Origin of the sequence: Campylobacter sp. 2018MI10 (genome assembly GCF_018501175.1) — a bacterium.
In the GTDB taxonomy this organism is placed as follows: domain Bacteria; phylum Campylobacterota; class Campylobacteria; order Campylobacterales; family Campylobacteraceae; genus Campylobacter_E.
Genome location: NZ_JAHCZD010000012.1, coordinates 1 through 14,370, shown reverse-complemented (window position 1 = coordinate 14,370; position 14,370 = coordinate 1). Strand labels below are relative to the sequence as shown.

Here is a 14,370-nt window from a genome sequence, read left to right as displayed (position 1 = left end):
AAGGGGATTTTTTTAAAATTTTTGAATTGTTTTTTTAAAAAAATTTGTTATTATTTATAAGCATACATTTAGGAGAGAAAATGATTTTTTTAATACCATTAATTATATTTATAGGAATACTTTTTGGGATTGATTACATATATTTTCAAGATGATGATAATAATGTAAAACAAGAAAAAGTTATAAAAAAACAAGAAGTAAGCAATGTAGATGAATATATCAAAAAGTATACAAAATGATAAAACAAGCTTTAATTGATACTTTTGCCGTTGCTGTTGCTTATATAGTAATTGGTATTGCATTTGGCATTCTTGCTTATTCAAATTCTTTTAGTTTTTTTGAAGTTTTTGTGGCTGCTGTTTTTGTTTTTTCTGCGTCATTGCAATTTTTATTATTATCTTTACTTAGCTCTGGTGCTAGTTTAGTAGAGATTTTAATAGCTTCAAGTTTGCTAAATCTTAGACATTTTTTCTATGTTTTAGGAGCTTTAAAATATTTTAGAGATTTAGGCTTTATAAAATACTATGCGATTTTTACTTTAACTGATGAGAGTTTTGCCTTACTTAGTGCAAAAGATTATGATAAAAAAACTGCCGTATTAATTCTAACTTTTAATCATTTTTATTGGATTTTTGGTTGTATTGTAGGATATTTTATAGCAAGTTTTGCTAAGGCTGATTATAGTGCTTTAGGATTTTCTTTAAATGCTTTATTTATAGTTTTAGCTTACGAACTTTACATAAAACATAAAGAAAATAAAGTATTTTTCATAGCCTTAACTCTTGGGCTTATAGGTTTATTTTTCATAGATAAACAATATATGATGTTAAGTTGTATTTTTTCAGGAATTTTTATGTTGATTTTAGGAAAGAAATTATGTCTTATACGATGAGTGCTTTATTAATTGCTGGTTTTAGTGCTGTTGTTTTAAAGGCTTTAGCTTATATATTTTTTGGGACAAAAAAACCAAATGAGCTTTTAATGTATCTTGAAAAACATATGCCACTTTTAATTATGGTTATCTTAGTTTGCTTTTTATATAAAGGATTAGATTATGAAAACCCACCTTATGCAAGTGATTATTTGGTGGCTGGGCTTGTTGCCTTAATCTCTCATATAATGTTTAAAAAAGGTTTTATTAGCATTATTTTAGCAACTTGTGTTTTTTATGTTTTACACGAAATTATTTTTTAGGAATTTACATTGAGATATAGTGTTTTATTACTTAGTTTATTGTTTTTGAGTGCTTGTGGTGGTGGCGGTGGTGCTGCTAGTGTAGAGCCAAATAGTTCAAATAATCAAAGCACAATTAATAAAGATTATACAAATTATTTGCCTACTGCTAATTTTAATTTAGAAGATAGTTTATACAATAGTAGTTATTTAAAATTCACACCACAAAATTTTTCATCAAGCTATGTTACAAATATAGGCTTTAGCTCTAATTGGAATCAAGGTTTTTTAGGAACAGGAATAATCTTAGCTATCCTAGATACAGGGACAAGTGATTTAAGCAAATTAGCTTTTAATAATCATTATGAATATAAGGAAGTAGATAGAGCGCATTGGAAATCATTAGATTATAGATTAAAAAATACTAATTTTACTGCTAACACTTACAAAAGCTCTGTTTTGATTAATGAAAAAACAAACGCAAAAGCAACTCATGGAATGCTAGTAATGAGTACTGCAAGTTATTTAGCAAAGGATATAAGGTTTGCTAATGTGCCTTTGCCTTTACTTGATTCAGATGGAAATAAGTTAAGTTCAGGAGATGATGTAAATCTTGCTGCTACAATTGATTATTTATCAAATAGCGGGGTAAGGTTTTTTAACCGCTCATTTGCAAGAACAAAAACAATAGATACTAGTGAAGATAATATCGGGGTATTTTATCCAGCGATTATGCAAAATAATGCTCTTGTAGTTAGTTCAGCGGGAAATGAGGAAACAACAGGAGATTTTTCAGCTCATGCTTTACCTATTAATAGCCCACTTAGAAAAGGTTGGATAATTGCACTTGGTTATTATGATAAAAAACCAAATAAAGATTACAAAGATATTTATTATATTATGGATAATGGGGTTAGAAAATATGTATATTCTGCAGGAAATACTTGCAAAAAATACGGAATTGATGATTGTATAGCAGCTCCTTTTTTAATAAATAATAATGCAGGAACTAGCTTTAGTGCCCCAGCTATTTTAACTCTTGGTGCTTTAATTTATGAAAAATATCCTTGGATGAGTAATGATAATATTAAAGAGAGTATTTTTACAACGGCTTATAAGGTTTATGGAGCAAGTGAAAGCGAAGTTAAAGCTCATTTTGGAGAAGGCATTATAAATCCAGCAAAAGCAATGAATGGAGTTGCAAGTTTAAGGCATGATTTTAATGCTAATGTAGATATAGATAATTTATATGTATTCTCAAATGATATTAGTGGTAATGCAGGGCTTATTAAAGATGGGATTGGAACTCTTGCTTTAAGTGGAAAAAATACTTTTACAGGAGATATAAGTATTAAAAAAGGTGTTTTGTGGCTTAGTAATTCAAATAAAGCTAGTATCACTAATAATTCTATATTAAGAATGAGTAATGCTAGTGCTGCAAATTTAACCAATAATGGAATTTTAGTTAATGAAGGAATGGAAGTTAATAATCTAAGTTTAGCTGATACAAGCGTAGTTTATACAAATATAGGCGAAAAATTTAATGTAATTAATAAAGCTACTCTTAATGGAGATTTAAATGTAGTTGGGGTTAAATACGGCTATACCTTAAATAAAGAAAGAGAAAATATCTTAACAGCAGGAAGTATTGAAGGTGAGTTTACAAATATAAAACCAAATTCTACATTTTTAAAATTAAGCGAACCAATATATGATAAAAATAATTTAAGCATTAAGGTAGATAAAATTGATGATTTAAATACTTTACCTGAATTAAATGCTTATGCTAAGAAAAATTACACAAGTTTATTTTCAAAATTTGATAGATTACTTTATGAAACAAAAAAGCCTGATTTACCATTGGATACGGCAAATTATAAAGAAGTGAATTTAAATGGTAATTTAAGCGAAAGCGAGTTTTTAAAATACAATATGATTGCAAATGCGATAATAAATACAACAAAAGATGAATTAGCATCTACTACGAAATTATTATTTGCAGAAGATATTTATACAAACTCAATTTTAAATATCGCAAGGATAAAATCACTAAATAAAATAAGTTTTGATAATTTTGGAGTAAGTTATAATTACAATAAAATTAGTGATTTAAAAGAAAGTTCAAGTGAATATAAAATAGCTAATAATTTTGATAATTTAGGTCTTGCTTTTGTTTATAATGACGCTAGGATTTATAATGATAATTTTAAAAACACTTCAAGAACTTTAGGCTTTTTAGCAGGTTATAAAATAGATTTAGATGATTATTATTCTAAGAATTTGATTTCATATTTTGATATTAAAAATAATGCAAATAGATTTGATTTAAGCTCAAAATTTAAAAATAAAGCCTTTTTAATCTCAAGTGAATTAGGATTAAATAATAATATTAGTCCTTATTTTAGGTTAAATTATTTGAAGTATTTTCAAGATAGTTTTAGTGAAAATAGCAATCTATTAGCTTTATCGTTTAATAAGTTTAATAAAGACTTTTATTATGCTAATTTAGGAATTAATTCTAATTTTGCTTTTAAAAAGCTAAATCTTAAAACTTATGCTGATTTAGAATATAATTTCAATAAAGATTATTATTTTTTAGCTAAATATGATTTTTCTGATGAATTAAAAATATCAAATGGCTTTTATAAACAATATTTATTTAATTTAGGTATTAATTTATCTTATCGTTTAAATGATAAAGTTAATTTTAATTTTGATTATAATAATTCATTTGCTAAGAATTATTTTGCAAATAAATTTAATTTAGGATTTTTATATGAATTTTAAACTATCATTAATTGCTTCTATATTTTTATTAAGTGCTTGTGGTGGTGGAGGCGAAGCTAATACTCAAACTCCTAATATAAAATCTTCACAAGATACTTCTACTTCAAGACCACATAAACCTACAGCTAAAGTATCAACTAATGAGAATTTTCAAAACATAGTTGAAAATGCCAAAATAACTTCGGATTATTCTAATTTGCCTGTAATTAATATACCTAAAAAAACCAATATAGCCACTAAGTTAAACACTAAAACTGATACTGCTACTATTAGTGTTTTTGCTAAGCTTTATGATACAAATTTAGCTACTTTTCAAAGTGCAAATAATCCATCAAGCTATTCAAACAAAGAAGTTTCAAGGTCAAATAATAATCAAACTAGCTATGGATTTAGCCCTAATTGGAATCAAGGCTTTTTAGGAAAAGGAATAATTATCGGGGTAAATGATTCGGGGACTGATGATTTAAAAAATGTCTTAGTAAATAAGCATTTTGATTATAAAAAGACAAATCAAACTAAATGGAATTCATTGGCAAATAGGATAGATGATGATAATTTTATAAGTAAAAACTATTCAAATTCTATTTTAAAAGATAGTAATAATAGCCCTATTTTACACGGCAAAAATGTAATGAATACTGCAAATACAATTGCAAGTGAGATTAAATTTGCAAATATAGTAAATCCTATTAGTAAAAGTGAAATTGGCGATGATATTAATTTAGCCGCTACAATTGATGCTTTATCAAATAGTGGAGTTAGGTTTTTTAATCAATCTTATGAATATAGTAATTTAGATTATTCAAGTCCAAATACAGGCATATTTTATACGGCAATTATGAAAAATAATGCTTTAGTTTTTAATGCAGCAGGTAATATTACTGATAATATTAATAAGCCTTTTACAACCCACGCAATCCCACTTGATAGTCCTTTAAGAAAAGGTTGGGTAATTGTTTTAGGATATAAAACAGATACTGCAAGAGCAGATGAATATGGTAAGCATTTTTACATACAAGATAATGATGGAGCAATTAAAGAAGTTTTTCATCACGGAAATACTTGCAAGAAAAATGGTTGGGATGATTGTATTTCAGCTCCTTTTAAAATAAATGGAATTGAAGGCACAAGTTATAGCACTCCAGCAACTGCTAGTGTGGCGGCTTTAATTTATGAAAAATACCCTTGGATGAGTAATGATAATATTAAAGAGAGTTTATTTACAACCGCATTTAAGGTTACAAGCACTACAAATAATGCTGATGATATTAAGGCTCGTTTTGGGGTAGGGATTTTAAATCCTACTCGTGCTATGAATGGGGTTGCTGAGTTTAGAAAAGACTTTTATGCTAATGTGGATTTAGATAATTTATATGTATTTTCAAATAATATTAAAGGTGATTTTGGTCTTATTAAAGATGGAATTGGGACTTTAGTATTAAGTGGGGATAATACTTTTAAAGGTAATAGCGAGATTAAAAACGGCACATTGTGGCTAACTGGCAAGAAAAATCAAGCACATTTTACAAATACAAATGGTGTTTTAAGAGTAAGCAATACAACTGCAAGTGGTATTACAAATAATAGTGTTTTAATAAACGAAGGTTTAACTTTAGGTAGCCTTGAATTAGGTTCAAATAGCAAGATTTATTCTAATTTAGGCGAGAGTTTTAGAGTTTTAGGTAATGCTAAATTAGACGGGGAATTTAATTTAGTAGGTGTTAAATCAGGTGCGAATATAACTCAAGGTCAAAATGTAGATATTCTAACGGCAAGAAGCATTGAAAATAGATTTAAATCAGTGCAATCATTGGTAACTTTTTTAGAAATTAATGAGCCAACTTATACTAATGATAAAGTAAGCGTTATGGTTAAAAGAATTGATTTGAATAAAATTAATAATTTAAATGATTTTGCAAGCAAAAATTATCAATTATTGTTTAATCAACTTGATAATTATTTAGAATACGAAGTTGGTAAAAGAGATAAAACAAGCGATGATTTAGCTTATAATAATATTAATTTAGATGGGTATTTAAGCGAAGCTGAATACAATTTAAGAAGAGCTGATTTGTTTTATGCTAGTATTTTAAATACTACCCAAGACGAATTAGCAAAAAATACAAATAAGCTTTTTGCTAATGATTTATACGATAATAGTTTAATGAATATTGCAAAGGTTAAAAGTATTCAAGCAAATGATTTAAAAGATGATTTTAATATAGAACAAAGCTATAAATATAATAAAATTAATTCTTTAAAAGAAAGCTCAAATGAGACTTTAATTAGCAATGCTTTAATAAAAGATGATTTTAAATTCGCTTTAGGTTTTGTTTATAATAATTCAAATATTTATAATGATGATTTTAAAAACAATGCAAGAACTCTTGGCTTAATTGCTAATGCGAATTTTAATTTAGATGATTTTTATATCAATAATAAATTAAGTTATATTAATACTTTAAATAAGACAGAAAGATTTGGCAATTATGCGAAATTTTATGATAATTCTTTAGCATATACTTTAAAATTTGCTTATAAATTGAATGATTTTTATCCTTTTGTCGCTTTAAATGGTATTTTTTATAAACAAAATTCTTTTAATGAATTAGGCAATGATTTTAGCGTAAGTATTAATAGCTTTAAAAAGTTTTTTACTTATTCAAATATAGGACTTGAGTATAAGAAAAATTTAAATTATTTAAACTTGTTAGCTAGTGTTGATTTAGAATATAATTTTTACAAACATTATTTATTAAAGGCAAAAAATATAAGCTATCAAAATAGCATTGATATTAGTAATGGTTTTTCAAAAAAACTATTAACTAATATTAATTTAGGTTTAGGTTATTCTTTTAACGATAGGCTTAATCTTGGGATAAATTATAAGTTAAATTATGCTAAAGATTATTTTGCTAATAAGTTTATGTTGGGTATTAATTATAATTTTTAAGGAGCTTTAATGAGAGTTTTTAAGTTTGGCGATAATATAGATACAGATTTAATCATAGCCGCAAGATATTTAAATACAAGTGATGAAAAAGTATTAGCTAGTTATGTTATGGAAGATGCTAGACCTGGATTTTTTAAAGAAATTAAAGAAAATGATTGCATAGTTGCAGGAGAGAATTTTGGCTGTGGTTCTAGTCGTGAGCACGCACCAATTGCTATTAAAGCTGCAAATATTAAATGTGTAATCGCAAAAACTTATGCGAGAATTTTTTATAGAAACGCATATAATACTGGACTTTTAATATTAGAGTGTAACGATACTGATAAAATTGCAGAAAATGATGAGTTAGATATAGATATTACAAATGGAATTATTAAAAATATCACAAAAAACGAAAGCTATAAAATAAATCCAATCCCTGTATTTATGCAAGAATTATTAAATGCGGGTGGTTTGATTGAATACGCTAGTAAGGTTGCAAAATGAATAAAATTTGTGTAATTAAAGGCGATGGAATAGGCCCTGAAATAATCAATGAAGCTATAAGAGTTTTAAAAGTAGTTCGCCCTGATTTAGAATATACTGAATGTTTAATGGGTGGGGCTGCGATTGATGCTGTTGGAGTTCCTTTACCACAAGAAACTATTGATGTAGCATTAAATTCTAATGCAGTTTTATTTGGTGCAATTGGTGGAGAAAAATGGGATAAGCTAGAACGCCATTTAAGACCTGAGAGTGGATTATTAGCACTTAGAAAAGCTTTAGGAGTATTTGCAAATCTTCGTCCTGCTTTTGTATATGATGGGCTTGAAGAGCTTAGCACTATTAAAGCTAGTGTTGTAAAAGGCGTTGATTTACTTGTGGTAAGAGAATTAACGGGTGGAATTTATTTTGGACAACCTAGAGAAAAATTAGAAGATAGAGCTTATAATACAATGGTTTATACTCGTGATGAGATAATTAGAATTGCAAAAATTGGTTTTGAAAGTGCAATGAAACGCCGCAAAAAATTATGTATGGTAGATAAAGCTAATGTGCTTGAAACTTCGGCTTTATGGAGAGAAGTTTGCGATGAGTTGGCTGTAAATTATCCTGAAGTTGAATTAAGCTATATGTATGTAGATAATGCTGCTATGCAACTTATTAAAAATCCAAAGCAATTTGATGTGATTTTAACAGAGAATTTATTTGGAGATATTTTAAGTGATGAAGCTAGTATGGTAGTTGGCTCAATCGGATTACTTGCAAGTGCTAGTATAGGTGGAAAAGTTGGACTTTATGAGCCAATTCACGGAAGTGCTCCTGATATTGCTGGTCAAGGCATAGCAAATCCAATTGCTACAATTTTGAGTGCTGCTATGATGTTAAGATTTGCATTAAACGATGAAGTATCAGCATCAAAAATAGAAAATGCAGTAAAAAGAGTAATAAGCGAAGGCTATGGATGTGCTGATTTAGCTAATGCAAAAATTAAATTAAATACCCAAGAAATGGGCGAATTAGTAGCGAAGTATTGCTAATGCAAACAATTACCGCAGCAAAGATTTATGAAGAACAAGGGCTAAGAGAAGAAGCCCTTGAAATATATAAAAATATTTTAAAGCGTGATAAAAACAATCAAGCAGCTAAAGAAGGTATTTATAGATTAAGTGGTGCTAAGGTGCATAAGCTTGAACTTAATTTATTAATGTATGATTTTTTTATGAATGCTAAAAGCGAACAAGAATATAATGAGTTTAAAAGGTGGCTAATAAATATATGAATAATGAAGAATTATCACAAATGATTGATAGATTATCTCAAGTAGCAGCAGAAGAGATTAAAAAAGAATATGAAAAAACTGAAGAAGAGCAAATAAATGAAGTAAAAGCAGTAAATGAAATCAGTAGCGAAGAAGAGATAATAGCTAAGATTGAAGATATTCAAAGAGCTAAAGAAACTACTAGCACAGCTATGCTATCAACTTATGAAAAGCAATATTTATTGAAAATTAAAGAAAGAATTTTAGTTCTTTTTGAAGCTTTAAACACCAAGCAAAATGAAGAAGATTTACAAAAAAGATTAGAAATAACAATATCTTTTATTGAATTTTTACTAGCAAGTATTGAAGAGCGTTTAAAAAATTAATGCTTCCTTGGGATGATGAGACTTTTTTAACAATACAATCAATTTTATCAAAATACACAAAAAGAGCTTATTTTGTGGGTGGTTGTGTTAGAGATATTTATCTAAGTAATAATACAAATGATTATGATATAGAGATTTATGATGTAAGTCCTAGTAAAATGGAGCAGGTTGCTAAAGAATTAAACGCTTTAGGTGTAGGTAAAAGTTTTTTTGTATATAAAAAAGCAAATTATGATTTAGCACTTGCAAGAACAGAGAAAAAAACAGGCGATTTACATACGGATTTTCGTGTAAAAGTTGAAACAAGCATATACAAAGGCTCGCTTAGAAGAGATTTTCGTATGAATACAATAATGATTAATATTTTTACACAAGAAATAATAGACTTACATAAAGGCATACGAGATTGTAAAAAAAAGCTAATTAGAATAGTGAATTATTCTACATTTAAAGAAGATTCGCTAAGGCTTTTAAGATTTATTCAATTTATCGCAAGATTTAAGCTAAAGACTAAGAAAAAGGATTTAAGGTATTTAAAAAAAATTGATATTTCAAACCTTAGCAAGGATAGAATTTATAATGAATTAATAAAATTATTTGAAGCAAAATACCCTGAAATTGGGCTTTATTATTTGTATAAACTAAAATTATTTGAAAAATGTTTTGGTTTTAGTGTTAGCAAATATGAATTTTTTGCTGTTTTAAAAAAGATTAAAGATAATAAGAATTTAGTTTGTAAGGAAAAAAGATTTGCTTTAATGTTTTTTTATTTTATTGATTATTTTAATATATATTATCAATTTATGCCTTATAAAAAAATGCTTTTCTTTTTAACAAAAGAGCCAAATTTTAATGATTTAAATGACTATAATTTATGTAAAATTGCTATTAAAATGCCGCTTAGAGAGTGGCTTGGGCTAAATAAGGATATTGTAAAACGAGCTAAAGAATTAGGAATTTATAATGACAAAATAAAAGTCGTATATGAGAATATTAGCTCAAAAGAAGAAGCACTAATATGCGAAGAAAAAGCCATTAAGGAGTATATGAAAAATGTTTAATATAGTTTTAGTTGAGCCAAGAATTGCAGGAAATGTAGGGACAATAGGTAGAATGTGCTATAACTTAGGTTTTAAATTGCATCTTGTTGGACCTCATTTTTTGGATTTTTCAAACAAAAAGATTATGCACGCAGGTCTTGATTATTGGGATAAACTTGAGCCGATTTTTTGGGATAATGCAAAGGATTTTTTAGCTAATAATGATATTGCTAAAATGAAATTCGCTAGCACAAAATCAAAAAATCCTTATTTTAACGCTAGTTTTAATGAAGGAGATTTCATAGTGTTTGGAAGTGAGAGTTTTGGTTTGCCACAGCCTGAAATTAAAGAGATTTTAAGTAATGAAAATACCTTTTTAATACCTATGAAAAGCTATGGCAGGTCGCTTAATCTAGCTCAAAGCGTTGCGTTTTTAAGCTCGGAAGCCTTAAGGCAGAATTTTAAAAATTTTAGTATTTAGTATTTATCTAGTTACTACTAACTAGATAAATTATTTTTTCTAAACAAAAGCAAAGAATTAAACACCACAACAAGCGATGAAATACTCATAAGCATAGCACAAAGTGCAGGATTTAAATGCAAATTAATCTCGCTAAAAACCCCACAAGCTAGAGCAATTCCTATGAAATTATAAAAAAACGATATGAATAAATTTTGCTTAATCTTACTATAAGCTTTATCAAAAATCTCAAAAAGTTTTATGATTTTAATCAAATCATTTTTTAGCAATATCGCATCGGCTTTATTTTTAGCAATTGCATTTGCGTTGCTAAATGATATACCAAAATTAGCCGTTCTTAATGCCTTAATATCATTAGCCCCGTCCCCAATAAATACACTTTTTGCGTTTAAATTCTTTATTATCGTAGCTTTATTTTCAGGTGTAACTCTAAAATAATATTCGCTAATTTCTAGCTTGTTTGCTAGATTTTCTACTCTTTCTTTACTATCTCCGCTAATTATTATTATTCTTTTATTGAGTGATTTTAAAAAGCTAATTAATTCTTTTGCATTTTCATTAATTTCGTTTTCTAAAGTAATTTTGCCTAAATACAAATCATTTTTATAGCATAAAAACTCATTTTCGCAAGGTTTTATTTCTACTTTTAAATTCTCATCAGTATAAATTAAAGAATTATCCTTTAAAGCACAAGTTCCATTTAAATCTAAAAAATCAGTAAAATTATTCGTAATACTCTTAGCTATTGGGTGATTTTGAGTATTTTCAATACTTGCAATTAGCCTAAAATCAGCTTCACTTAAATCGTGCGATATTTTTTGCACGGAATTTGTAAGTGTGCCTGTTTTATCAAAAACAAAGCATTCTATATCTTTTATTGAGTTAATTAGCTCTGGATTTTTTAAAATTATTCCTTCTTTAAAGCATAAATTAATGCAAATTACTATTACCATAGGAATTGCAAGTCCTAAGGCACATGGACACGAGATTAACAACACACTACTAACATAAAAAAACACTTTAGAAGAATCTATAAAATACCAAGCAAGTCCTGTAATACTAGCGATTATACAAATTATTAATACAAAATATTTGCTAATTTTATCAACTAATTTAAAGGCTTTTAAATCCTTATTATTAGCTTTCATTGCTTCATCTTTAAGCTTTTCAAGTGAGCTTTCATAATAAGTGCTAGTTGCTTTTATCTTTAATAATTCGCCCTTATTAATGCTACCTGCATAGACTAATTCTCCTATTTTTTTGCTTAGACTAAAGCTTTCTCCACTAATAACGCTCTCATCAATTAAGGCTTCATTTAGACATATTCCATCTACTAAGATTTCTTCGCCGTTTTTAATAAGTAGCTCATCATCTTTATTTATTTGATTTGCTTTTATTATTTTATTGTTTGCTAGGGTTATTGTAGGGATTTTGCTTGGTGTGATTAAAGAATTTGCTTTAGCTTTTGCTTTATTTTCAATAAATTTTCCAAGCCTAATCACAAAGCAGACAAAAGTGCTTTCAAAAAAGAAATGATGATGAATACTAAAAAATGAATAAAAATAATTAATGCTAATTCCAAGCACTACAAGTAAATCCATTCCATAGCTTTTATGAAATATTACTCTTTTATAAAAATCAAGCGAAAGTAAAATAGCCAAACTTGCAAAAACACAAGAGAATAAAAAGCTAAAATCAATAAAAGTTAAAACACTAAAAATCGCTAAAAAAATTAGCCTAATGCCTTCGTAAGTTTTTTTTGCATTTATTTTTTCTAAGCTTACTTCAAAGCCTAGTTTTTTGATAGCAAAAATTAGCTTTTCACTATCAAAATCATCATTTACACTAAATTCTCCAAATTTATTGATAAAATCAACCCTTGCATCTATTACGCCTAATTTTAAGGCTTCTTGTTTGATTGAATTAGCACAATTTACACAATGCATTCCATTAATAAAAAGCCTTATATTTTTCATACTAATTTACCTAATCTAAATCCTAATTCTAAAAGCTCATCTTCAAATTCTTCTTTATTCGCATTTATAAAAATATATTTTAAATCATCACTAAAATTAATTGCCCCAAAATCTTCTTCTAAAGCATTTTTTATCTTATTTACACAATGATTGCAATTTACATTAAAAATCTCATATTTTTTCATTTTATCTCCTTTAAAAAATGTAGCTTTCCCCATCATCTGGGATTAAAACTCTATCGCTTAAATTATTCTTATTTACAAATTCTTTTAAAGCTTTTCTAGTTAAAATACAATGATTAATAGCTTCTAAATGAACGGCTATTATCTTGCTAGTTGATATTTTAGCAATATTTTTAATATCGTTTTCATTCATAATAATACTATCATCAAATCCTAAAACCATAGCATTTCCAGCATTTACAATAACAATATCATAATTTTGTTTTAAAGTATTTTCAACATCTTTTGTTAAAACACTATCTCCTATTAAATAAACACTTTTACAATCTTTTGCACTAAAAATAACTCCCATAGTATCACCTAAAAGCCTTGCTAATTCTTCGTTTTTATATATTTCTTCGCTTCCGTGTTTTGCTTTAGTTTTTGTTAGTTTTACTCCTTGAAATTCTAAAGTATCGCTTAAAATCTCAAGATTTTTAAATCCTAAATCTTTAAAATAATTATAATCTTGATTATCTTGAACGAAAACTTTAATATTTTTATCTAATTTTTTACAGGTATACTCATCTATATGGTCTAAATGATTATGAGTAATTATTACAGCATTTACATCATTTATAACTTCTTCAAAACTAAATGGCAAATCCACTAAAGGATTTCTTAAATGTGAATTATAAGTATTTGCAAAACCTTCATAAGTGCCTTTTGGTGCTAACATAGGGTCTATTAAAAAACACACATTATTTATAGTGATTTTTACACAAGCACTTCTAATTAATTGAACTTTTGTATTCATAAAATCTCCTTAATTTAAATTAAAGGATAGATATTATCTTTTTTAAAAATAATTGTAAATTACTTACTTTTTCGTATGTATGATAAGCTTTTTTCATTTAAAGCATTAAATAATTTCTTTTCTTTTAAAACTTCAATGCCTATTTCTTGAAAAATAATAATTGCTTTTAACATTTGCTTTCCACGATTTGTTAAAAAATATTCTACTTTTAGCGGATAGCCATCATAAGTTATTTTATCTACTAAGCCATTTTCTCTTAATTGATTTAAGTGTTCAAGAAGCATTTTTTGACTAATTCCAATTATATCTTTTTGTAATTTTGATAAAGAAGAATTACCTAAACTTAATTGAAAAATGATTATGCTTTTCCATTTTCCATTTATCATATTTGCAGCTACTTGCAAAGGACAGGTTACATTATTCATATTTATTTGCATAAAAACTCCTTATACTTACAAATTCGTAAGTAATTTACATTTACTTAAATATGAATTATAATCATAAAAATTAAAAAGGATTAAAGTTATCCTAAAACTAAATTTAAAGGAAAAACAATGACTTGCACCTATCAAGACTTAATTCATAAACCAATAAAACAACATTCAAACAATCATTCTTGTAATCACTCACACCATAACCACTCCCATAATAATTCTAATCACTCCCACGAACACCACGACCATTCTCATACTCATTCTTATGATTTTACTAAGAATAAAAAAGCATTATTATTAAGCTTTATAGTAACTTTTGTAGTAATGTTTGCTGAATTAATTTATGGGTATTTAGCTAATTCTTTAGCATTAATTAGTGATGCACTTCATATGATAACACACGCTTTTGCATTGATAATAA

At 27.0% G+C, this 14,370-nt stretch carries 16 protein-coding genes; 12 read left to right on the top strand and 4 right to left on the bottom strand.

The features are described 5' to 3' along the window. The first annotated feature begins 80 nt into the window (after positions 1 to 80). Genes KJR01_RS06455 through KJR01_RS06405 form a run of 11 tightly spaced genes read left to right on the top strand, consistent with a single transcriptional unit; the run spans position 81 to position 10,561 of the window. Entirely contained in the window at positions 81 to 239 is a 159-nt protein-coding gene (locus KJR01_RS06455) for a hypothetical protein (RefSeq protein ID WP_214117850.1), read from the top strand. After that, a complete protein-coding gene (locus KJR01_RS06450; RefSeq protein ID WP_214117849.1) occupies positions 236 to 892 on the top strand; it encodes an AzlC family ABC transporter permease in 657 nt (218 codons plus the stop codon). Before KJR01_RS06455 ends, KJR01_RS06450 begins: the two co-directional genes overlap by 4 nt. Beyond that, positions 877 to 1,194 carry an AzlD domain-containing protein gene (locus KJR01_RS06445; RefSeq protein WP_214117848.1) on the top strand — a complete coding sequence of 106 codons (318 nt, stop codon included), beginning with the start codon at positions 877 to 879 and terminating at the stop codon, positions 1,192 to 1,194. Before KJR01_RS06450 ends, KJR01_RS06445 begins: the two co-directional genes overlap by 16 nt. A 9-nt stretch (positions 1,195 to 1,203) precedes the next feature. After that, on the top strand, positions 1,204 to 3,960 hold the full coding sequence (locus tag KJR01_RS06440; RefSeq protein ID WP_214117847.1) for a S8 family serine peptidase: 2,757 nt from the start codon (positions 1,204 to 1,206) through the stop codon (positions 3,958 to 3,960). Continuing rightward, positions 3,950 to 6,913, top strand: a complete 2,964-nt coding sequence (locus KJR01_RS06435) for a S8 family serine peptidase (RefSeq protein ID WP_214117846.1) — start codon at positions 3,950 to 3,952, stop codon at positions 6,911 to 6,913. The genes KJR01_RS06440 and KJR01_RS06435 overlap by 11 nt, the downstream gene beginning before the upstream one ends. A gap of 9 nt (positions 6,914 to 6,922) precedes the next feature. Beyond that, on the top strand, positions 6,923 to 7,399 hold the full coding sequence (locus KJR01_RS06430) for a 3-isopropylmalate dehydratase small subunit (RefSeq protein WP_214117845.1): 477 nt from the start codon (positions 6,923 to 6,925) through the stop codon (positions 7,397 to 7,399). Continuing rightward, a complete protein-coding gene (gene leuB / locus KJR01_RS06425; protein ID WP_214117844.1) occupies positions 7,396 to 8,433 on the top strand; it encodes a 3-isopropylmalate dehydrogenase in 1,038 nt (345 codons plus the stop codon). The genes KJR01_RS06430 and leuB overlap by 4 nt, the downstream gene beginning before the upstream one ends. Further along, positions 8,433 to 8,675, top strand: a complete 243-nt coding sequence (locus tag KJR01_RS06420) for a hypothetical protein (RefSeq protein ID WP_214117843.1) — start codon at positions 8,433 to 8,435, stop codon at positions 8,673 to 8,675. Before leuB ends, KJR01_RS06420 begins: the two co-directional genes overlap by 1 nt. Continuing rightward, positions 8,672 to 9,040 (top strand): CiaD-like domain-containing protein, encoded by a 369-nt coding sequence (locus tag KJR01_RS06415; RefSeq protein ID WP_214117842.1) that lies wholly within the window; start codon positions 8,672 to 8,674, stop codon positions 9,038 to 9,040. The genes KJR01_RS06420 and KJR01_RS06415 overlap by 4 nt, the downstream gene beginning before the upstream one ends. Further along, the gene (locus tag KJR01_RS06410) at positions 9,040 to 10,101 is read left to right on the top strand and encodes a tRNA nucleotidyltransferase/poly(A) polymerase-related protein (RefSeq protein ID WP_214117841.1); all 1,062 of its coding nucleotides are present in this window, start codon (positions 9,040 to 9,042) and stop codon (positions 10,099 to 10,101) included. Before KJR01_RS06415 ends, KJR01_RS06410 begins: the two co-directional genes overlap by 1 nt. Next, a complete protein-coding gene (locus tag KJR01_RS06405; protein WP_214117840.1) occupies positions 10,094 to 10,561 on the top strand; it encodes a tRNA (cytidine(34)-2'-O)-methyltransferase in 468 nt (155 codons plus the stop codon). Before KJR01_RS06410 ends, KJR01_RS06405 begins: the two co-directional genes overlap by 8 nt. A 17-nt stretch (positions 10,562 to 10,578) precedes the next feature. Here KJR01_RS06405 and KJR01_RS06400 read toward each other — a convergent pair whose 3' ends face one another. The 4 genes from KJR01_RS06400 to KJR01_RS06385 are packed head-to-tail and all read right to left on the bottom strand — an operon-like array spanning position 10,579 to position 13,952. Next, complete coding sequence (locus KJR01_RS06400) at positions 10,579 to 12,537, bottom strand: heavy metal translocating P-type ATPase (protein WP_214117839.1); 1,959 nt, start codon at positions 12,535 to 12,537, stop codon at positions 10,579 to 10,581. Beyond that, complete coding sequence (locus KJR01_RS06395; RefSeq protein WP_214117838.1) at positions 12,534 to 12,722, bottom strand: heavy metal transport/detoxification protein; 189 nt, start codon at positions 12,720 to 12,722, stop codon at positions 12,534 to 12,536. Before KJR01_RS06395 ends, KJR01_RS06400 begins: the two co-directional genes overlap by 4 nt. Positions 12,723 to 12,732: 10 nt before the next feature. Beyond that, positions 12,733 to 13,515, bottom strand: a complete 783-nt coding sequence (locus KJR01_RS06390; RefSeq protein ID WP_214117837.1) for an MBL fold metallo-hydrolase — start codon at positions 13,513 to 13,515, stop codon at positions 12,733 to 12,735. 59 nt (positions 13,516 to 13,574) lie between these two features. Continuing rightward, positions 13,575 to 13,952: a winged helix-turn-helix transcriptional regulator gene (locus KJR01_RS06385; protein ID WP_250325158.1), complete on the bottom strand. Its 378-nt coding sequence runs from the start codon at positions 13,950 to 13,952 to the stop codon at positions 13,575 to 13,577. Positions 13,953 to 14,069: 117 nt separating this feature from the next. Between KJR01_RS06385 and KJR01_RS06380 the strand changes: the two genes are divergently transcribed. Further along, the coding region (locus KJR01_RS06380) for a cation efflux transmembrane domain-containing protein (protein WP_214117836.1) at positions 14,070 to 14,370 on the top strand (301 nt) is incomplete at its 3' end.

Excerpts from the sequence above, each read along its gene's own strand:
- KJR01_RS06455 (WP_214117850.1), top strand. The coding sequence starts at position 81 with ATGATTTTTTTAATACCATTAATTATATTTATAGGAATACTTTTTGGG.
- KJR01_RS06450 (WP_214117849.1), top strand. The coding sequence starts at position 236 with ATGATAAAACAAGCTTTAATTGATACTTTTGCCGTTGCTGTTGCTTAT.
- KJR01_RS06445 (WP_214117848.1), top strand. The coding sequence starts at position 877 with ATGTCTTATACGATGAGTGCTTTATTAATTGCTGGTTTTAGTGCTGTT.
- KJR01_RS06435 (WP_214117846.1), top strand. The coding sequence starts at position 3,950 with ATGAATTTTAAACTATCATTAATTGCTTCTATATTTTTATTAAGTGCT.
- KJR01_RS06430 (WP_214117845.1), top strand. The coding sequence starts at position 6,923 with ATGAGAGTTTTTAAGTTTGGCGATAATATAGATACAGATTTAATCATA.
- leuB (WP_214117844.1), top strand. The coding sequence starts at position 7,396 with ATGAATAAAATTTGTGTAATTAAAGGCGATGGAATAGGCCCTGAAATA.
- KJR01_RS06420 (WP_214117843.1), top strand. The coding sequence starts at position 8,433 with ATGCAAACAATTACCGCAGCAAAGATTTATGAAGAACAAGGGCTAAGA.
- KJR01_RS06415 (WP_214117842.1), top strand. The coding sequence starts at position 8,672 with ATGAATAATGAAGAATTATCACAAATGATTGATAGATTATCTCAAGTA.
- KJR01_RS06410 (WP_214117841.1), top strand. The coding sequence starts at position 9,040 with ATGCTTCCTTGGGATGATGAGACTTTTTTAACAATACAATCAATTTTA.
- KJR01_RS06405 (WP_214117840.1), top strand. The coding sequence starts at position 10,094 with ATGTTTAATATAGTTTTAGTTGAGCCAAGAATTGCAGGAAATGTAGGG.
- KJR01_RS06400 (WP_214117839.1), bottom strand. The coding sequence starts at position 12,537 with ATGAAAAATATAAGGCTTTTTATTAATGGAATGCATTGTGTAAATTGT.
- KJR01_RS06395 (WP_214117838.1), bottom strand. The coding sequence starts at position 12,722 with ATGAAAAAATATGAGATTTTTAATGTAAATTGCAATCATTGTGTAAAT.
- KJR01_RS06390 (WP_214117837.1), bottom strand. The coding sequence starts at position 13,515 with ATGAATACAAAAGTTCAATTAATTAGAAGTGCTTGTGTAAAAATCACT.
- KJR01_RS06385 (WP_250325158.1), bottom strand. The coding sequence starts at position 13,952 with ATGCAAATAAATATGAATAATGTAACCTGTCCTTTGCAAGTAGCTGCA.